This window comes from Pseudomonas sp. PA27(2017) (assembly GCF_001945445.1).
Taxonomy (GTDB): domain Bacteria; phylum Pseudomonadota; class Gammaproteobacteria; order Pseudomonadales; family Pseudomonadaceae; genus Aquipseudomonas.
This window is the reverse complement of sequence record NZ_MSXW01000028.1, coordinates 19,366-37,796: the sequence shown is the minus strand read 5'-3', so window position 1 is coordinate 37,796 and position 18,431 is coordinate 19,366. Positions and strand designations below refer to the sequence as shown.

Here is an 18,431-nt window from a genome sequence, read left to right as displayed (position 1 = left end):
GTTTCACAATGCCGCACTTAAAAAACTAATAAGTTCCTCTACAAGGATGCTCCAATGAAGAAGCTGATGGGCTTGGCCGCTGCAGTTGCGTTGTCTCTTGGATCGGTTACAGCCGCTCAGGCAACGGGGCTGACCTTTTCCGTGGGTCAGTCTGGTGATTCCACCATGGTTTATCGCCTTGGTGCGCAATTCGATTTCAACAGCCGCTGGTTTGAAAGCAGCGTCGGTCATCTCGGTGGCTACTGGGATGCCGGTTACACCTACTGGCAGGGCGACGATACCGCCTCCAATCACAGCGTTTCGTTCGCACCGGTATTCGTTTACGAATTCGCCGGGCAGACCGTCAAACCCTATCTGGAAGCGGGTATCGGGGTCGCGGCATTCTCCAGCACGCGCCTGGAGTCCAACGATCTGGGTTCGTCGTTCCAGTTCGAAGACCGCATCGGTGCTGGCCTGCGTTTCGCCGGTGGGCATGAAGTGGGTATCCGTGCGATCCACTATTCCAACGCCGGTATCAAGCAGCCCAACGATGGCGTCGAAGCTTACTCGCTACACTATCGCCTCAACTTCTAAGTTAGGCGCATCAAAAGAACCGGGCGTTGGCCCGGTTTTTTTATGCATGGCTTCATGTATGTATAAGTGTACTTAGCGATATATCGTGTCGAGGCCGCGGCGCTCTTCCAGGCATTCGGGCGCGCCCATTTCAAACTCGCGACAAATCAATGGCCGTACTTCATAAATGGTACAGCGCATGGTGTCGCGATCCAGCGCGGCGCACCAGCCGTCGTCGAGGCGGCGCATCACCTCTGCGCCCCATTCGTCGCTGTCGATGAAACGTCCGGGCACACCGGTATCGGTGATCAGCATCACTTCCAGCTGGCAGCAGCAGGCTGCACAGGTGCTGCACGTGACGGGGGCATCGTCGGCGAGCCGGGTGTGGGGGATATGGAGCGCGTTACTCATCCGCCTAGTCTACGCCAGGCGGGCTCGCCACCGAGGGATTTCAAGCCGGGCGGTCGGTATACAAGCTGGCAAAGCCGTGCAGCAGCGGCAGCATGGCTGCCCAGATTGCCGCAAGTAGCGCCAGGGTGGCGGCATTGCCGTAGGGCAGGCGAACCAGGCCAAGCCACAGGCTGGCGCTGTAGGTGAGCAGCGCCAGTGTGGCGCCGAGCAGGCTGGCGCGCCACCAGGGGCGAGCCGTCCAGGCCAGGCAATGGCACAGGGTGGTGCCGATCAGCAGCCAGATGAGCGCCTGCCGAAGCGGAATCAACTGGCGCGGCTCGCCGAAGTCGAACATCCCAAGCTGCAGCAGAAAACTCTCCACCGCGCTGCCGAACAACAAGGCGCTCATCAGCAGTTTGCCTTCGCGCTGCCAGTTACCGATCCAGATCAGGTGCGCCAGCAGTGCCGTCGCTACGCCCCACAGCCACAGGCCGCCGCCAAGCAGGCAGGCAAGCCAGCCAGCGATGAACAGCAGGGCGTTGAGGAGGTTTCTAGACACAGGGCGGCATCCGGTGGCGGTAGACAAAGGGCGCCGATGTTGCCTTGGCGGGTAATGCCGGCGCAACCCATGGGCGTGTCAGGACATGTCCCGCTCGCCACGGACCAGGCGCCTGCCCAGGGCCAGTTGCAGGCGAGCGGGTAGCCTTCCCAGCAGGCCGAGTGCAGCGATGAACGGACCTGGAAAGGCGATTTCCAGTGGCCGGGCATCGAGCCGCTTGGCGATATGTCGGGCGGCCTTGTGCGCGGACCAGCGCATGGGGGTGGAGAAGCCGCTGCTTTCCGACTGCGCCGTGTCGACGAAGCCCGGCGTGACCACGGTAACGGCGATGCCTTCCTGGGCGAGATCCACCCGCAGGGATTCGAGCAGGTATCGCAGCGCGGCTTTGGAGGCGCCGAAGGCACCCGCGCCCGGCAGCGGCAGATAAGTGACCGCGCTGGCGACGCCGACCAGGTGCGGCGACTGGCCACGGCGCAGCAGCGGCAGGGCCGCGACCATGCAGTGGCTGGCCGAGAACAGGTTGCCGCGCATCACCCGCGCTAGGGCGTCGGCCTCGAAGTTGCTGGCGTCGACATGCTCGTAGACGCCGGCATTGAGTATCGCGCAGTCCAGCGCCCCCCACCGTTCGGTGAGCTGGGCGGCGATGGCGTCCACTTCGCTGGCTTCACCCAGGTCGCCCGGCAGCACCAGCACCCGGCCGGGAAAGCGCTCGGCCAGCGCCTGCAAGGGCTCCTCGCGGCGAGCGCTCAAGGCAAGGCGATGGCCATCGTTCAGCAGGCGCTCGGCCAGGGCGTGGCCGATGCCACTGCTGGCCCCAGTCAGCCAGATGCGCCGGCTGAACGCGCTCATGACGCGTTGCTGGCCGACGGCAGGTTCTTGAAGGCATCCAGCGCGCGTTGGCGGCTGGCGCGCAGGTCGACGATCGGTTTGGGATAATCCACACCGCCGCCAAACAGGCTGGCTTGGCTCTTGCTGCCGGCGTGCGGGTCGTGAATCGCCTTGTCACTCAGCGAGGCCAGTTCGGGCAGCCATCGGCGGATGAAGCGACCGTCCGGGTCGAAGCGCTGCGACTGGCTGATCGGGTTGAAGATACGGAAATAGGGCACCGAGTCGGTGCCTGTCGAGGCGCTCCACTGCCAGCCGCCGTTGTTGGCGGCCAGGTCGCCATCGATCAGGTGGCGCATGAAGAAGCGCTCACCTTCGCGCCAGTCGATCAGCAGGTTCTTGGTCAGGAACATCGCCACCACCATACGCAGGCGGTTGTGCATCCAGCCGGTTTCCAGCAACTGGCGCATGGCTGCGTCGATGATCGGAATACCGGTGCGGCCTTCCTGCCAGGCCTGCAGATCCTTGCCGGCGTTGCGCCAGGGCAGTGCTTCGGTTTCCGGGCGGAAGGCACGGCTCATGGAGACGTGCGGGTAGCCGACCAGAATGTGGGCGTAGAACTCGCGCCAGATCAGCTCGTTGATCCAGGTGACGGCGCCCTGGCTGCCGCTTTCGAACTCGCCGCGGTTGGCGTTCAGCGCTGCGTGCAGGCACTGGCGGGGCGACAACACGCCAGCCGCCAGGTAGGCCGACAGTTGGCTGGTGCCGGGGCGGATGGGGAAGTCGCGGTTGTCGTGGTAATCCTCGATCCACTCGTCGGCGAAGCGCTGCAGGCGTTCGCGGGCGGCCTGTTCACCGGCAGGCCAGGCATCGCGCAGCGTCTGGCTGGGCGCCTCGAAACCCTTGACCTGATCGGGCAGCTTGTCGGCCGCGATCTCCAGCTTGCCCTGCGCCTTTGGCAGCGCCATCAGGGTGGGCAGGGTCGTGTGCAGGCGTTGATAACAGACGCCACGAAACTGGCTATAGACCTTGAAGTAGGTGCCGGTGCGGGTCAGTACGCTGCCCGGTTTGAACAGCAGGCGGTCGAGGTGGCTGTGAAAGTTGATCCCCAACTCGTCCAGCGCCGCCCCAACGGCTTGGTCGCGACGGCTTTCGTTGACCCCGTATTCCTCGTTCACGTGCACGGCTGCAGCGCCCAGTTCCTTGGCCAGCTTGCCGAGCACCTTGGGCGCCGTGCTCCAGTCATCCGCTTCGCGAACCAGCAGCGGCACGTTGAGGCGCCGCAGCTCGCGGCTCAATTCAGCCAGGTTGCGCAGCCAGAAATCCACCTTGCACGGCGCATCATCATGTCGTTGCCACTGGTCAGGGCTGAGCAGGAATACCGCAACCGTCGGCCCGGCCTGCATGGCGGCGGCCAGAGCGGTGTTGTCGGTGACACGCAGATCGGTTCGAAACCACATCAGTTGCAGCATGGGACGTCCTATTCGAGCAGATGACGATCTGCGAGGTATTGCAGTGCCGCCAGCGGGTCGGCGGCCACGGTGACATCCGCCGAAGCGGGCGCGCGGGTGACCAGTTGTTCGGCCTCCTGCTGATCCTCGATGCCGATCAGCACACAGGGCACGCCATGGTCGCCCAGCCACTGCTGCAGCGTGGATTGGGCGCTGGTGTTGGAGTCGGCCTCGCAGAACAGCAACAAGGCGCGCGGGCGACGGCGACGGATGGCCAGGGGCAGCTCATCGAGGGGCATCGGCCCGTCGAAGGCGTCCACCGGGCAGCCAGCGGTGCCGATCAGCCAGGCGCACAGCCACAGCTGCGGCGACATCGGCGACTGGCACAGGTTGATCAGCATCAGCGGCTGGCCCTGATGCTGGCGGTTGTCGTGGTAGACCCGCGCGCCAAGCTTGCTGCGCAGCCAGCTGTGCAGGAACAGGCGCTCGGTAGCCGCGCCGGGCAATTGAGGCCAGCGTGCTTCGAGGGTCACCAGGAGCGGCAGCAGAAGGTGCTGGCAAAGGATCTGCACCGGATAGAGCGCGAGTTCGGCGTTGAAGCGTTCGTCCAGCTGTCGCTCGTCCAAGGTGTGGATGGCATCACACAGGCGGTCGCGCTTTTCCTGCCACTGCGAAGCCTGTTCGGCGGGCAGCGGTTGGTCAGCGCGCAGCAGGCTTTTCACCTGGCCGACGGAGACCCCGCGGCTCAGCCAGCCGAGTACCGTCTGGATGGTCTGCACCTGTTCCGGGGAATACAGGCGGTGGCCCTTGGCGGTGCGGTGCGGCACGATCAGCCCGTAGCGGCGCTCCCAGGCCCGCAGGGTCACCGGATTGACGCCGGTGATGCTGGCCACGTCGCGAATCGGCCGGTAGCCGGCGGCGACCAGGTCCTGCGTGGTGCTGGCGCCCGGCTCGCTGGAGGTCGAGCGGCTCATAGCGCGTTTCGCAGGCTGAGGTTTTCCGGGTGCGGTTGCAGGTAGACCTGCTGGGCGATATAGCGATCAGGGTGCAGGCGAAAATGGTGCTTGAGCAGGGTCAGCGGCACCACCAGCGGAACGATGCCCTTTCGATACTGGCTGATCAACTGCTGCATTTCCTGCTTTTCTTCAGCGCTGAGGGCGCCCTTGAGGTAGCCGCTGAGGTGCTGCAGCACGTTGCTGTGGGTACCACGGGTGGCGCAGCGCTTGAGTGCGGTCATCAGTTCGGCGATATAGCGGGTTGCCAGCTCGTCGAGATCCTGCGCGGAGAGATCGCTCAGCAGCCGCCCCAGGCGCTTGTAGCGCAGCGGGTCGGTGGCCATCAGCAGGTACTTGTGGCGGGCGTGGAATTCGATCAACTTGCCGCGGGTAAGCCCCGATTCGCACAGTACCTGCCACTGCGAATAGGTGAACACGCGGGTCAGGAAGTTCTCGCGTAGGACCGGGTCGTTGAGCCGGCCTTCTTCCTCGATCGGCAGGTTAGGGTGCCGTTCGGCGAGCACCCGGGTGAAGATGCCACGGCCCTTGGGCTCGCTGGGATGGCCATTGTCTTGATAGACCTTGACCCGCTCCAGCCCGCACGACGGCGACTGCTGCATGACGATGTAGCCGCTGATGGCCGGCAGCTCGGCCGCGACCTGTTCGCCGTAGGCTGCCAGGGCGTCGGTGTGATCCTGATCGGGGTGAACGGTACCGATGGCGCGGGGCGCGGCAGGGTCGCCCACCAGGCGAATCGGTTCGCGCGGCGTGCCCAGGCCGATGGCGACCTCGGGGCAGTAGGGCACGAAGTCGAAGTACTCGCTCAGTTGATCCAGGCACAATCTGGATGCCTTGTGCCCGCCGTTGTAGCGAACTTCGGCCCCCAGCAGGCAGGCGCTGACGCCGAGCGTGGGTTTTCTGCGGTGGAGCGGGCTGAGGAGCATGGCACACCTTAAAAATGAACTTGTACAAAAATTTGTGTATGTACAGGTTTATTTCATCTTAAGCCTGATCTTGTACAAGTCAAATTTCGTGTACAGGGTCATAGTCATAGAGCCGTTCGCCGCCGGCAGGTTCAACGCCATCCCATCAGCCATTGCTCGGCATTCTGTAGCTGACGCCAGTCCAGGCGCTGGGAGCGCTTGCTGAGCACCGCCTGCAACTCTACTTGCAGCACGGTGCCTTCTTCATCGCAGAACAGCTCGGTAACCAGAAAGTGCTTTTCGCGGTTCTGCGGCCTGGCGGCGGTCCACTTCGACAGCAGCAATTTGCGCGGCGTCAGCCGGTGTCTCGCGCCGTTCATTGGTTATGGGCGATCAGTTTGCGGGCCGCTTCCTGGCCGCTCAGCCAGGCGCCTTCTACACGGCCGGACAGGCACCAGTCGCCGCACACGTAGAGGCCCAGGTCGGCGTCGGCCAAGGCGCCCAGCTGATGGGCGCCGGACGGGCGCGCATACAGCCAGCGATGGGCCAGGCTGAACACGGGGGCGGGCACGGCGCAGCCGATCATCTCCGCGAAGGCACCATGCAGCTGCTCGATCACCTGCTCCTTGGGCAGGTCCAGGTGCTGGCGGCTCCAACTGCTGCTGGCGTGCAGCACCCAAGTGTCCAGAGTAGCGTCGCGGCCGGGCTTGCTGCGGTTACGCGCGGTCCAGTCGAGTACCTCGTCCTGCACGAAGCAGCCTTCGAGCGGCGTGTTCAATGCCTCTTTGAACGCCAGGGCGACCGCCCAGGTCGGCTCCATGCTGACGCCCGCTACGGTACCTGCCAGCTTCGGTGCCGTGGCCAGGAGTGCGCTGGCCTGCGGTGCGGGCGTGGCGATGATCACCTGGGCGAACGGGCCGTGGCTTTCGCCGTCGGCATCGAGTAGATGCCAGTGCTGCTCGCCGCGGAACACCTCGGTGATGCGGCAGGAAAACTTCACCGGCAAGGCGCCGAGCATGGCGCGGGTGATGGCGCTCATACGCGGGTTGCCGACCCAGCGCACCTGCTCGTCGGCCGACGGGCTGAGTACGCCATTGGCATATTGATAAAGGCTGGGCGTCCATTGCTCGACCCAGCCGCGGGTTTGCCACTGGGCCACGGTGGCGGCGAAGCGCCGATCCCGGGCGGTGAAATACTGGGCGCCGAGGTCCAGCGCGCCAGCGTCGCTGCGTTTGCTGGCCATGCGGCCGCCGCTGCCGCGGCTCTTGTCGAACAGTTGCACGGGGTAACCGGCGGCGTGGAGCGCCTCGGCGGCGGACAGGCCGGCGATACCGGTGCCGATGATGGCGATGGGGGCTGTGCTGGTCATGTTTACCTCACCTGCTGTCGAGTCGCCGTGACTGCCTGTCGTCGACTCGCTGGGCCTCAGGCTACGCCTCGAACACTGCCCAGACAATGTACAGTCCATGCATGGGCGCCGGCAGTATCTGCAGCCAGGGCATCTACTCTTCAGAATAGGCGCGCACGGCAATAGTTTCCCCCGTTTGTGTCGGCTGCGGGGCGAGGCGCGGATTGTTCTTGAGCAAGGTTGCCCGACACGTGTCGAACTTTTAGACACAGCATAACGAGGAGTCTGCCATGCATATTCTGATCACCGGCGGCACTGGCCTGATCGGCCAGGCGCTCTGCCACCAGTGGGCTGCACAGGGCCATCAGCTGACCGTGTGGAGCCGGCGACCCGAGCAGGTGCCGGTGCTGTGCGGCACCGCCGTGCGGGGCGTGGCACGCCTCGAGGACATCGGTGACGAGCCCCTCGATGCGGTGGTCAACCTGGCCGGCGCGCCCATCGCTGACCGGCCCTGGAGTAAGGCACGCAAGCAACTGCTGTGGGAGAGCCGTATCGGGCTTACCGAACGCCTGGTGACCTGGCTGCAGGGCCGCGAGCAGAAACCGGCGGTGCTGTTGTCCGGTTCGGCAGTCGGCTGGTATGGCGACGCTGGCGAGCACATCATTGACGAGCAGGCCAAGCCCGGCGCCGATTTTGCTGCCCAGCTGTGTATCGCCTGGGAGGAGAGTGCCCAGCAGGCCGAGGCGCTGGGCATCCGCGTGGTGCTGCTGCGCACCGGCCTGGTGCTGGCCAAGGAAGGCGGCATGCTAAAGCGCATGGCCACGCCATTTCGTTTCGGCCTTGGTGGGCGCATCGGCAGCGGACGCCAGTGGATGCCGTGGATTCACATCGCTGACCAAATCGCCCTGATTGATTTTCTCTTGCAGCATGAGCAGGCGCGCGGTCCTTATAATGCCTGCTCGCTGCATCCGGTGCGCAACGCCGAATTCGTCAAGGAGCTGGGCCACGCCGTGCACCGGCCGACCCTCATGGTGCTGCCGGCATTTGCCCTGCGCGCTGGCCTGGGGGAAATGTCGCTGTTGCTGCTCGGTGGTCAGCATGCGCTGCCGGTCAGGGCGCAGGAGGCGGGCTTCGAGTTCCGCTTCACCCGCCTGGATGTGGCGCTGGTCGACCTGTTGAGTCTTCATTAACACCTGTTCGCGATCCGGGTGGGTCCTGATCGTGGCACCTTCAAGGGATATTGCATGACCGATCACGCCTTACTTCTGGTCAACCTCGGCTCGCCGGCGTCCACCGAAGTCGCCGATGTACGCAGTTATCTCAATCAGTTCCTGATGGACCCCTACGTGGTCGACCTGCCCTGGCCACTGCGGCGCCTGCTGGTTTCGCTGATCCTGATCCGTCGGCCGGCGCAGTCGGCCCACGCCTATGCCTCGATCTGGTGGCCGGAGGGCTCGCCGCTGATCGTGCTCAGCAAACGCCTGCAGGAAGCGATGAAGAGCCAGTGGACCCATGGGCCGGTGGAGCTGGCCATGCGTTACGGCGAGCCGTCACTGGATACCGTGTTGACCCGCCTGGCCGGGCAGGGCATCACCCAGGTCACCCTGGCGCCGCTGTACCCGCAGTTCGCCGACAGCACCACCACCACGGTGATCGAAGAGGCCAAGCGCGTGGTGCGCGAGCGCAAGATGCCGATCCGCTTCTCGATTCTGCCGCCGTTCTTCCAGGACCCGGATTACATCGAGGCTCTGGCCGACAGCGCCCGACCGTATCTGGAAAAGGATTTCGATCACCTGCTGTTGAGCTTCCACGGATTGCCGGAGCGCCACTTGCGCAAGCTCGACCCGACCGGCCACTGCCTGCGCGGGCCCGACTGTTGTCGCACGGCGTCGCCCGAGGTGCTCGCCACCTGCTACCGCGCCCAGTGCATGCGCAGCGCCGAAGCCTTCGCGACGCGCATGGGCCTGCGCCCGGAGCAGTGGTCGGTGTCGTTCCAGTCGCGGCTTGGCAAGGACAAGTGGATCGAGCCCTATACCGAGGCGCGTCTCGATGAACTGGCCGCCCAGGGCGTGAAGAAGCTGCTGGTCATGTGCCCGGCATTCGTGGCCGATTGCATCGAGACCCTGGAGGAAATCGGTGACCGTGGTCGCGAGCAGTTCCAGGAAGCGGGCGGTGAGAGCCTCGAGCTGGTGCCTTGCCTGAACGATCACCCGAGCTGGGCGGCGGCGCTCAAGCGGCTCTGCGAGCGAGCCCCGCAGAGCTTGTAAAAAAATGCCCGGTTAGAACCGGGCATTTTTCTTTCTCAGATATCGGGCGCTTCGTCGGCACTTTTCTTCTTCCAGCCGTCATTGCCGGGCAGGATCAGGTTCAGGGCGATGGCGACGATGGCGCACAGGGCGATGCCCTTGAGGCCGAAGTCATCCGGGCCGTCGCCGGTGCCGATCAGCACGCCGCCGATGCCGAAAACCAGGGTGACCGAGACGATCACCAGGTTGCGCGCTTCGCTGAGGTCGACGCTGTGGCGGATCAAGGTGTTCATGCCCACCGCGGCGATGGAGCCGAACAGCAGGCACAGGATGCCGCCCATCACCGGCACCGGAATGCTCTGCAGGATCGCGCCGAACTTGCCGATGAACGCCAGGGTAATGGCGAAGATCGCCGCCCAGGTCATGATCTTCGGGTTGTAGGCCTTGGTCAGCATCACCGCGCCGGTGACTTCGGCGTAGGTGGTATTGGGCGGGCCGCCGAACAGGCCGGCTGCCGAGGTGGCCAGGCCGTCGCCGAACAGGGTGCGATGCAGGCCCGGCTTCTTCAGGTAGTTCTTGCCGGTCACGCTGCCTACGGCGATCACCCCGCCGATGTGTTCGATGGCCGGCGCCAGGGCCACCGGTACGATGAACAGGATCGCCTGCCAGTTGAACGCCGGCGCGGTGAACGCCGGTACCGCCAGCCAGGGCGCGTCGGCCACGTGGCTCAGGTCCAGGGCGCCGAAATAGATCGACAGAGCGAAGCCCATCAGGATGCCGGAGATGATCGGTACCAGGCGGAAGATGCCACGGCCGAACACGGCGACGATCAGCGTGGTCAGCAGGGTCGGCATGGAGATCCACATCGCCGTGCTGTAGGGCAGCAGCACGCTGCCGTCACCGGCCTTGCCCATGGCCATGTTGGCGGCGATCGGCGCCATGGCCAGGCCGATGGAAATGATCACCGGGCCGATCACCACCGGCGGCAGCAGGCGGTCGATGAAACCGGTGCCCTTGATCTTCACGGCCAGGCCGAGAAAGGTGTAGACGAAGCCCGCCGCGACCACGCCGCCCATGGTTTCCGCCAGGCCGAACTGGCCCTTGGCGAGAATGATCGGGGTGATGAACGCGAAGCTCGAGGCCAGGAACACCGGTACCTGGCGGCCGGTGACGATCTGGAACAGGATGGTGCCCAGGCCCGCGGTAAACAGCGCCACGTTGGGATCCAGGCCGGTGATCAGCGGCATCAGCACCAGCGCGCCAAAGGCTACGAAGAGCATCTGCGCGCCGGACAGCACCTGCCGCCACAACGGGTCGTTGAATTCGTCGCGCATCGATCAGGCGTCCTTCTGCTTGGTGCCGAAGATCTTGTCGCCGGCATCACCCAGCCCCGGGATGATATAGCCGTGCTCGTTGAGGCACTGGTCGATGGACGCGGTGTAGATCTGCACGTCGGGGTGCGCCTCGTTAACCGCCTTGATGCCTTCGGGCGCGGCGACCAGCACCATGGCGCGGATTTCCTTGCAGCCTGCTTTCTTCAGCAGGTCGATGGTGGCGACCATGGAGCTGCCGGTGGCGAGCATCGGGTCGATGATCATCGCCAGGCGCTCGTTGATTTCCGGTACCAGTTTTTCCAGATAGGTGTGCGCCTGCAGGGTTTCCTCGTTGCGGGCCACGCCGACGGCGCTGACCTTGGCGCCCGGAATCAGGCTGAGCACGCCGTCGAGCATACCGATGCCGGCGCGCAGGATCGGCACCACGGTGATCTTCTTGCCGGAGATCTTCTCGACTTGCACGGGGCCGGCCCAGCCTTCGATTTCATAGCTTTCCAGGCGCAGATCCTTGGTCGCCTCATAAGTGAGCAGGGCGCCCACTTCCTGGGCCAGCTCGCGGAAGTTCTTGGTACTGATATCCGCGCGGCGCATGAGGCCGATCTTGTGGCGAATCAGCGGGTGGCGGATCTCGAGGACGGGCATTGCAGGGTCTCCGGCAAAAATGGGCAAAAAACACGCTAGATTAAAGCATTGCGTTGCAATTTGGCGCTGCGGATGTGGAACTTTTTATAATCATCGAGCAACGGTTATGCCACCTGTCGCGTGTCGATGGCGGTGCTTGCGCCTCGTCGGGCGGATGCGTAACGTTGCCGGCTTTTTTCTGACCCGGTGTTCAGCTCCTGCGCCGGGGCCACCCATGCGGCGCCACGCCGGCCCGCCTACGAGGACACGATATGTCTGCCGATCTCGCCCACATCCGCCAGGTCATGGCCGAAGCCGATTGCCTGTACAGCGAAGCCGACGTGGAAGCGGCCATCACCCGCGTCGCCGCCGCCATCAACGCCGATTTGGCCGAGCGCAACCCAGTGGTGTTCTGCGTGATGAACGGCGGGCTGATCTTCTCCGGCAAGCTGTTGACCCAGCTCGACTTTCCCCTGGAAGCCAGCTACCTGCACGCCAGCCGCTACCGCAACCAGACCAGCGGCGGCGAGCTGTTCTGGAAGGCCAAGCCGGAAGTGTCGTTCATCGACCGCGACGTGCTGATCATCGATGACATCCTCGACGAAGGGCACACCCTGGGCGCGATCATCGATTTCTGTCACCACGCCGGTGCCGCCAACGTGCACACTGCGGTGCTGATCGACAAGGATCACGACCGCAAGGCGCGCCCGGACCTGAAAGCCGATTACGTCGGCCTGCCGTGCATCGACCGCTACATCTTCGGTTACGGCATGGACTACAAGGGCTACTGGCGCAACGCCCCGGGCATCTTCGCGGTCAAGGGGCTCTGAGAACCCGCTCACGATCTTTTTGGCGACATGAAGAGACGGCTACAAGGTAATAGCGGCCGCTCAAACCAACCTGTGGGAGCCCCGACTTCGGGGCGAAACGATTGCAGTTTGACTGCCTATCAGGCGGTGCCTGACCAATTCGCCGCGAGGTCGCGGCTCCCACATTGGATCGGATAACGACCGCTCCCGCCACTTTGCAGGCAAAGCGCTGAAATCGAGCCGAAAGATCGTGAATGGCTTCCAAGCCCCACGGCCAACTGCCACGCGATTCAGGCTTCGCTTGGCCAGCTTTCGCAGATCGCTCGCGCCTGGTGCAGATCACGAGCGTAGCTGAGGCGCCCGTGGGTGCGTTGCAGGCCGGCCCGACGCAGCTTCAGGCGCAATGACGGTGACGCGCCGCTGACGATCAGGGCGATGCCCTGCTTGCGGTACTCGAGCACGGTGCTGTGCAGGGCGGCGAGGGCGGTCATGTCGAGCATCGGCACTGCGCTGACATCCAGAATCACCACGCGGATATGCGGGTCGAGCCGGCGCAGCGCTTCCAGGGTACGCTGGGCCGCGCCAAAGAACAGCGGTCCGCGGATGGCCAGGGCCAGCACGTGCTCGGGCAGGTCGCTCAGGGCCTGATGGCCGTTGCGCGGCAGGCGCCTGGCATCGGTCAGTTCGCTCATGCGCTTGATGAACAGTCCGGCGGCCAGCAGCAGGCCGACGCCCACCGCCAGCACCATGTCGAACAGCACCGTCAGCAGCAGGCAGGTGAGCAGCACCAGCACGTCGCTGGGCGGCGCGATGCGCAGGGTATGGGCTACGTGATGGGCTTCGCTCATGTTCCACGCCACCATCAGCAGCAGAGCGGCCAGCGCGGCCATCGGCAGGTAGCTGAACAGCGGGGCGAGAAACAGGATCGCCGCCAGCACCACGCCGGCATGGATGATCGCGGCCAGTGGTGAGCGGGCGCCGGCCCTCACGTTGGTGGCGCTGCGGGCGATGGCCGCGGTGGCGGTGATGCCGCCGAACAGCGGCGCCATCAGGTTGCCGATACCCTGGCCGAGCAATTCGGCGTTGGGGTCGTGCTTGCTGCCGGTCATGCCATCGGCCACTACTGCGCAAAGCAGTGACTCGATGGCGCCGAGCATGGCGATGGCAAAGGCCGGCGCCAGTAACTGGCGGATCAGTTCGAACGACAGCACCAGTGGCTGGCCATCGGCGCCTGGCAGTTGCCAGGGCCAGGCGAAGCTCGGCAGAAACGGCGGAATGCCCGGATAACTGATGCCATCGACGCTGTAGCTGAAGCGCTCGCCCAGCGTCGCCACCGGCAAGCCACCGCGCTCCAGTGCCAGGCCCAGTATCGCGCCCACCGTCAGCGCCACCAGGTGCCCGGGCACCCGCGGCACCAGCCGCGGCCACAGCAGCAACACGCCGAGGCAGGCCAGCGCCACCACGGTATCGCCGGGCTGGATGCCGGGAAGGGCTTGCCAGAGCATCTGAATCTGTTGCACGTAGTGACTCGGCTGCCCAGCCAGTTGCAGGCCGAGCAGATCCTTGAGTTGCAGGGTAGCGATGACGATGCCGATGCCGGCCGTGAAGCCCAGGGTGACCGGGTAAGGCACGAACTCGATCAGCCTTCCGGCTTTGAGCAGGCCCAGGGCGATCAGGATCAAACCGGCCATCACCGTACACAGCAACAGCCCGCCGATACCGAACTGCTGGGTGATCGGCAGCAGAATCACCACGAAAGCCGCCGTGGGGCCGGAAATATTGAAGCGCGAACCGCCGCACAGGGCGATCAGTGGGGCGGCGACCAGCACCGTGTACAGGCCGTGTTGCGGCGCCACGCCAACGGCGATCGCCAGGGCCATGGCCAGGGGAATGGCGATGATGCCCACCGTGAGGCCGGCGGCCAGGTCGCCGCGCAGGCTGGCCCAGGAATAGCCACTACGCAGGCTCTGGCGGCAGGCGGCGAACAGGGTGGGCATGGCGGCGCTTCCTGGAAGGAATGCCGCCAGTATAGAGCGACGATTGGAGCCTGGGTGTTGACTTAGGTCGCGTACCGCTTGCACGGGGTGGATGCTACAGGCGCCGGCTGCGCCCTTCGTTGAGTGCGTGCAGCGCCGGAGTTACACTGCCGGCCCCGTGAAGTGGTTAGCTGGAGTGAGCGATGCGCAAAGACAAGAAGCAGGTGATTGGCGACGACATCAGCGATGAGCAGATCAAACTGTTTCTCGCCGTGGAACCGGCCGATGCCACGCCGCCGTCGCTGCACAAACTGGTGAAAGCCTACCGCGGCCTGCGTGATCACGACTTCGAGCGTTTCCTGGGTTTCTTCATCGAGGCCGGTTATGACCTCGAGGCCAAGGACGCCGACGGCAATGACTTCATCGCCCTGATCCAGGATCAGCGCAATGCCGAGGCCTACATCGCGGCAGTCAACGCTGCTCGCGGTTAAGAACCTGTTCAGGATCTTCTCAGGCGATATGAAACAGGCTGCTATAAGGCAGGAGCAGACACTCAAACCAACCTGTGGGAGCCCCGACCTCGGGGCGAAACGATTGCAGCCTGACTGCCTATTTCGGCGGTGCCTGAGCGATTCGCCGCGAGGTCGCGGCACACAATGGATCGGATAACGGCCGCTCCCGCCACGCTTAGCTGCCAAAATCGACGAACCTGGGCTCGAGGACTTTGAACCGGTTCCAGGAATTCTCCGGCGGCGACCTCCCGTCATCGCCTCGCTGATCAGAGCAGCAAGCTAATCGCCGCGCTTGCTGTCGATCCGCTCCAGGCGATTGCCTTCGAAGCGCAAGAAGTAGTTCATGCCGTTGCGTGGGCCGTAGTTCCATTCCTCGACCTGCACCTCATGGGTGAAGCCGTAGCGGTCGGTCTGGTCTTTGTAGCCGACGAAGTCGCGGTTGTTCGGCTCGCCGCATTTGGCCTGTACTTCGGCGGTGGTATCGCCAGTGCTGGCGATCGCGCTGCCGCAGCGCCAGGTCGCGGCATTGGCGGTGCCAGCCAGCAGCACCAGCAGGGCGCAGGAAATCAGTGTCTTGATCATGGTCATTGCCGGCGCTTGCGCTCGATGCGTGTTAGCCGATTGCCCTCGAAAGTCAGGATGGTGAACATGCCGTTGCTGGGCTCGTAAGCCCATTCCTCGATACTGGTTTCGCGCCGGTTGTAAGGGCCGACCGTGTAGCCGACGGGGTCGCGGAACGCCGGCTCGCCGCATTTCTGCATCACTTCGAAGGTGCGATCACCAAGGTTCACCAGCTTGCTGCCGCAGCGCAACGTGTCGGCGTGGCTTAGCAGCGGGCTGGCGCAAAGCGCCAGCAACAGGCCCAGTCGTTTCATGCTTATCACTCGCTGCCCAAGTGTAGGGGAGTGGCCACGCGGCCATCGGGTTCGGCCTGGCCGAGGTTGACGTCGAGCAGATAGATGCGCTCGTCCGCCAGTTTGTCGTGGTCCACCAGATAATCCTTGATCGCCGCCGCGCGCTGCTGCGCCAGTAGGCGCTGCAGGCCGCGGCTGTCGCTCCAGGAGGCGAGCACCGCCGCGTGCAGTTTGGCGGTGCGCTCCTCATCGTCCAGTGTGGCCCATTCGGCCGGTGGCTGCTGCTTGAGACGCGCGCGATAGATGCCTTCGAGCAGCGGGGCTTTTTCGTCATCCGGCACCACCAGCGCCTCGGCGTTGGCTGGCACCTGGTCACCGCGGCGCTGCATGATGCGGTACAGGTAGTTCTGATACTCGCGCTCCAACCGCCGTTCGGCGAGCAGCGGGCCATCGCTGCTCTGGGCGGCGGCGCCTTCGATTTCCAGGCGCAGGGCCGGGCGCTCCCGCAGGGCGCTGGCCAGGGTGTCCAGGGCCTGGCGCGCCTGGCCGTCCAGCTCGGCGCTACCGGGGGCGAACAGCACGGTACTCAGGTCCATGTCGCTGCCGCCGCTGACCAGCCCGCCGATGAACTTGAACGGCGCCTGGGCGGCGCGCAGCACCAGGTTGCGCAGGGTCTGCCAGACGATCGGCATGACGCTGAACTGCGGGTCGTTGAGGTTGCCCTGCAGCGGCAGTTCCAGGGAGATGCGCCCCTGGGTGTCCTTGAGCAGGGCCACGGCCAGGCGGATCGGCAGGTCGACGGCGTCTGGGCTGTCGACCTTCTCGCCCAACTGCAATTGCTCGACCAACACCTTGTTATCGGCGTTGAGCTTGCCGTCGTTGATGCGGTAGTGCAGATCCAGGTTCAGGCGGCCCTTGCGGATGCGGTAGCCGGCGAATTTGCCGGAGTAGGGCGTCAGGGTGGTCAGCTCGACCTGGCGGAACTGGGTGGCGATGTCCAGGCTTTGCAGCGGGTCGAACGGCGTCAGGCTGCCCTTGATGCTGACCGGCGCGTAGCGATCCACCTTGCCGGTGATGTTCACCGGTGCGGCCTTGTTGGCGGTGCTGTCGAGGGTGCCGATGCGGCCGTTGAGCTGCTGCACGGCGGTGGCGAAGTTGGGCCGGAGGCTGAAATCGGCGAAGTTGGCCGAGCCATCTTTCAGGCTGACCTCGCCAATGCGGATCGCCAGTGGCTTGTCCGCAGAGGCATCTGCAGACGCCTTCGCCTGCGAGGCATTGCCGGCTGGTTGCTTGATGATCAGCTCGTTGACGTTGGTGGTCAGGTCTTCGTTGATGATGAAGCGCGCGTAGGGCTGTTCCAGGTCCACCCGCTCGATGTCCAGGCGCTCGCCATGGCGGTAGTCGATGCCACCCAGATCCAGCTGCTTCCAGCGCAGCAGGTCGCGTTCCTTGAGGGTGTCGAGAGTATGCAGCTGGGTCACTTGCGCCTTGCCCTGTACGCGCAGCGCCAGTGGTTCGGTGCCGGTGAGGGCGACGTCGAGGTCGCTGCTCAACAGGCCGCTGCGCAGCTCCAGGTGCACGAAGGGGCTGATATAAGCCTGGGCCGTGCGCATGTCGATATTGCGGGTGGCGACCTTCAGGCTGGCGGTAGTCGGGCTCGGTTGCACCTGGCCCTCGGCCTGCAGCTTGCCCTGTTTGCCGACCCCGGTATCCAGTTTGAGCGTGAAGGGCGAGGTGCCCAGGCTGTCGAAGTTCTGCATGTCCAGATCGAGCGGGCCAAGTTCGACGGCCAATTCCTCGTCCGGCACGCGGTCCACCAGGTGAGCGTGGTAGTCGCGCAGTTGCACGTCCTTGACCTGCACCTGCCAGGGCTTGGCCGGCTGCTTGGTGGCCGGCTGGGCTTGGCTGTCGCTTTCGCCGGCACTCGGTCGTTTGCCGTCGTCCGTTGGTGCCTGCGCTGGCGCTGGCCGTGGCTCGCCGGCGAACAGCTTCTGCCAGTCCAGCTCGCCATCCTTTTCTCGGTTCGCCCAGGCTTCCAGCGTTTGCCCGCGAACCTTGCCGATGACCACCTGCTGCTTGGCCAGATCCAGCGAGGCTTCGCTGACCTCCAGCGATTGCAGCTTGACCAGCGGCTTGCCGTCCGGCGTTTTCATGGCGAACGGTGCGGCTTTGATGCGTGCGTTGCTGAGGGTCAGCTCGGTGCCCTTGCGCAGGTCCAGCCGATAGTCGGTGCTGAGGTTGACCACGCCCTGTTCGAGCACCAGCGGCACGGCGTCGCGTACGTACGGCCAGAATGCCTGCATGGGCTCGTCGGTGATCTTCAGGGTGCCGCTGGAGCTGAACGGGCTGAGGCTCAGCTCGCCGCTCCAGTCGATGCGCCCGCCAGCCGGGCCGGTGGCCACGAGGGTCATGTCGGCGTTGTCGTCGGGCAGGGTGCTGAGGTTGTGCAGCTCGAGGTTCAGGTCGTCGTAGTGGATGTCGATCGCATCCTGCGGGCGCAGGTCCTGAAAGCGCAGGTTGCCGCCCAGCAGTTCGATACGGTCGATGCGTAGCGGGAACGGCTCGCTCGGCTCATCGGGCTTGGGCTCGCTGGGCGGCAGCTTGAACAGCTGCGCCAGGTTGAGGGTGCCGTCCTTGTCGAAGCGCACCTCGGTGTGCGGCTTGACCAGGCTGACGTTCGCCAGGTGCAGGGCGCCGCTCCACAGGCTGTCCAGCTGCAGGTCGACCGCCAGGTGTTCGAAGGCCACCTGTTCCTTGCCGGGCTCACCCAGGTGCAGGCCCCACAATTTCAGTTCCAGGGTGAAGGGGTTGAGCTGCAGGCGATCCAGCCGCGCCGGCTGGGTGGCATAGTTCTCCAGTTGCTGATTGGCGATGCGCAGGGCAACACCGGGCAGGATCAGGAAGCCGATCAGGCTATACAGCCCCAGGGCGATCAACAGGGCAGTGGCGGCGCGGCGCAATCCTTTGGGCATGGTTTCGCTTCATCTTCCTGGCGGGAGTGCCTTGGATTATGGCATGGAGCCTAGGTTCCGCGGG

19 protein-coding genes are annotated in these 18,431 nt (G+C 64.8%); 5 read left to right on the top strand and 14 right to left on the bottom strand.

Annotated elements, in window-relative coordinates; genetic code table 11:
* Positions 1-54 precede the first annotated feature (54 nt).
* The gene (locus tag BVH06_RS15965) at positions 55-573 is read left to right on the top strand and encodes an acyloxyacyl hydrolase (protein ID WP_075934745.1); all 519 of its coding nucleotides are present in this window, start codon (positions 55-57) and stop codon (positions 571-573) included.
* Between the two features lie 72 nt (positions 574-645).
* Here BVH06_RS15965 and BVH06_RS15960 read toward each other — a convergent pair whose 3' ends face one another.
* The 8 genes from BVH06_RS15960 to BVH06_RS15925 form a co-directional block, all read right to left on the bottom strand.
* A complete protein-coding gene (locus tag BVH06_RS15960; protein WP_075934744.1) occupies positions 646-963 on the bottom strand; it encodes a YkgJ family cysteine cluster protein in 318 nt (105 codons plus the stop codon).
* 40 nt (positions 964-1,003) lie between these two features.
* Positions 1,004-1,501 carry a DUF2878 domain-containing protein gene (locus tag BVH06_RS15955; RefSeq protein ID WP_075934743.1) on the bottom strand — a complete coding sequence of 166 codons (498 nt, stop codon included), beginning with the start codon at positions 1,499-1,501 and terminating at the stop codon, positions 1,004-1,006.
* Between the two features lie 78 nt (positions 1,502-1,579).
* The gene (locus tag BVH06_RS15950; protein ID WP_075934742.1) at positions 1,580-2,350 is read right to left on the bottom strand and encodes an SDR family oxidoreductase; all 771 of its coding nucleotides are present in this window, start codon (positions 2,348-2,350) and stop codon (positions 1,580-1,582) included.
* On the bottom strand, positions 2,347-3,795 hold the full coding sequence (gene phrB, locus BVH06_RS15945) for a deoxyribodipyrimidine photo-lyase (RefSeq protein ID WP_075934773.1): 1,449 nt from the start codon (positions 3,793-3,795) through the stop codon (positions 2,347-2,349). Before phrB ends, BVH06_RS15950 begins: the two co-directional genes overlap by 4 nt.
* An 11-nt stretch (positions 3,796-3,806) precedes the next feature.
* A complete protein-coding gene (locus BVH06_RS15940; RefSeq protein ID WP_075934741.1) occupies positions 3,807-4,751 on the bottom strand; it encodes a MerR family transcriptional regulator in 945 nt (314 codons plus the stop codon).
* Entirely contained in the window at positions 4,748-5,716 is a 969-nt protein-coding gene (locus tag BVH06_RS15935) for a DUF523 and DUF1722 domain-containing protein (protein ID WP_075934740.1), read from the bottom strand. The genes BVH06_RS15940 and BVH06_RS15935 overlap by 4 nt, the downstream gene beginning before the upstream one ends.
* A gap of 131 nt (positions 5,717-5,847) precedes the next feature.
* Complete coding sequence (locus BVH06_RS15930; RefSeq protein ID WP_075931809.1) at positions 5,848-6,075, bottom strand: TIGR02450 family Trp-rich protein; 228 nt, start codon at positions 6,073-6,075, stop codon at positions 5,848-5,850.
* Positions 6,072-7,064: an NAD(P)/FAD-dependent oxidoreductase gene (locus BVH06_RS15925; protein ID WP_075934739.1), complete on the bottom strand. Its 993-nt coding sequence runs from the start codon at positions 7,062-7,064 to the stop codon at positions 6,072-6,074. The genes BVH06_RS15930 and BVH06_RS15925 overlap by 4 nt, the downstream gene beginning before the upstream one ends.
* Positions 7,065-7,333: 269 nt before the next feature.
* On the opposite strand from BVH06_RS15925, the gene BVH06_RS15920 reads away from it, so the two are divergent.
* Together BVH06_RS15920 and hemH are read left to right on the top strand one after the other, a co-directional pair.
* Positions 7,334-8,233: a TIGR01777 family oxidoreductase gene (locus BVH06_RS15920; protein WP_075934738.1), complete on the top strand. Its 900-nt coding sequence runs from the start codon at positions 7,334-7,336 to the stop codon at positions 8,231-8,233.
* Between the two features lie 54 nt (positions 8,234-8,287).
* Entirely contained in the window at positions 8,288-9,310 is a 1,023-nt protein-coding gene (gene hemH / locus BVH06_RS15915) for a ferrochelatase (protein WP_075934737.1), read from the top strand.
* 35 nt (positions 9,311-9,345) lie between these two features.
* On the opposite strand, the gene BVH06_RS15910 is transcribed toward hemH, so the two are convergent.
* Both BVH06_RS15910 and upp read right to left on the bottom strand, forming a co-directional pair.
* Entirely contained in the window at positions 9,346-10,623 is a 1,278-nt protein-coding gene (locus BVH06_RS15910; protein ID WP_075931805.1) for a uracil-xanthine permease family protein, read from the bottom strand.
* A 3-nt stretch (positions 10,624-10,626) separates the two neighbouring features.
* Positions 10,627-11,265, bottom strand: coding sequence for a uracil phosphoribosyltransferase (upp, locus tag BVH06_RS15905; protein WP_075931804.1), 639 nt, complete (start codon positions 11,263-11,265; stop codon positions 10,627-10,629).
* A 251-nt stretch (positions 11,266-11,516) separates the two neighbouring features.
* Between upp and BVH06_RS15900 the strand changes: the two genes are divergently transcribed.
* A complete protein-coding gene (locus BVH06_RS15900; protein ID WP_075931803.1) occupies positions 11,517-12,074 on the top strand; it encodes a hypoxanthine-guanine phosphoribosyltransferase in 558 nt (185 codons plus the stop codon).
* Between the two features lie 269 nt (positions 12,075-12,343).
* Here the strand turns inward: BVH06_RS15900 and dauA are convergent, their stop codons facing one another.
* Positions 12,344-14,050 (bottom strand): C4-dicarboxylic acid transporter DauA, encoded by a 1,707-nt coding sequence (gene dauA / locus BVH06_RS15895; RefSeq protein ID WP_075934736.1) that lies wholly within the window; start codon positions 14,048-14,050, stop codon positions 12,344-12,346.
* Between the two features lie 182 nt (positions 14,051-14,232).
* Here dauA and BVH06_RS15890 point away from each other — a divergent pair, with 182 nt between their 5' ends.
* A complete protein-coding gene (locus tag BVH06_RS15890; RefSeq protein ID WP_075934735.1) occupies positions 14,233-14,520 on the top strand; it encodes a PA4642 family protein in 288 nt (95 codons plus the stop codon).
* Between the two features lie 300 nt (positions 14,521-14,820).
* Here BVH06_RS15890 and BVH06_RS15885 read toward each other — a convergent pair whose 3' ends face one another.
* Genes BVH06_RS15885 through BVH06_RS15875 form a run of 3 tightly spaced genes read right to left on the bottom strand, consistent with a single transcriptional unit; the run spans position 14,821 to position 18,367 of the window.
* A complete protein-coding gene (locus BVH06_RS15885) occupies positions 14,821-15,123 on the bottom strand; it encodes a DUF2845 domain-containing protein (RefSeq protein WP_256575192.1) in 303 nt (100 codons plus the stop codon).
* Between the two features lie 2 nt (positions 15,124-15,125).
* Positions 15,126-15,416, bottom strand: a complete 291-nt coding sequence (locus BVH06_RS15880; protein WP_075934733.1) for a DUF2845 domain-containing protein — start codon at positions 15,414-15,416, stop codon at positions 15,126-15,128.
* Between the two features lie 5 nt (positions 15,417-15,421).
* Positions 15,422-18,367, bottom strand: coding sequence for a DUF748 domain-containing protein (locus BVH06_RS15875; RefSeq protein ID WP_075934732.1), 2,946 nt, complete (start codon positions 18,365-18,367; stop codon positions 15,422-15,424).
* Positions 18,368-18,431: the final 64 nt, after the last annotated feature.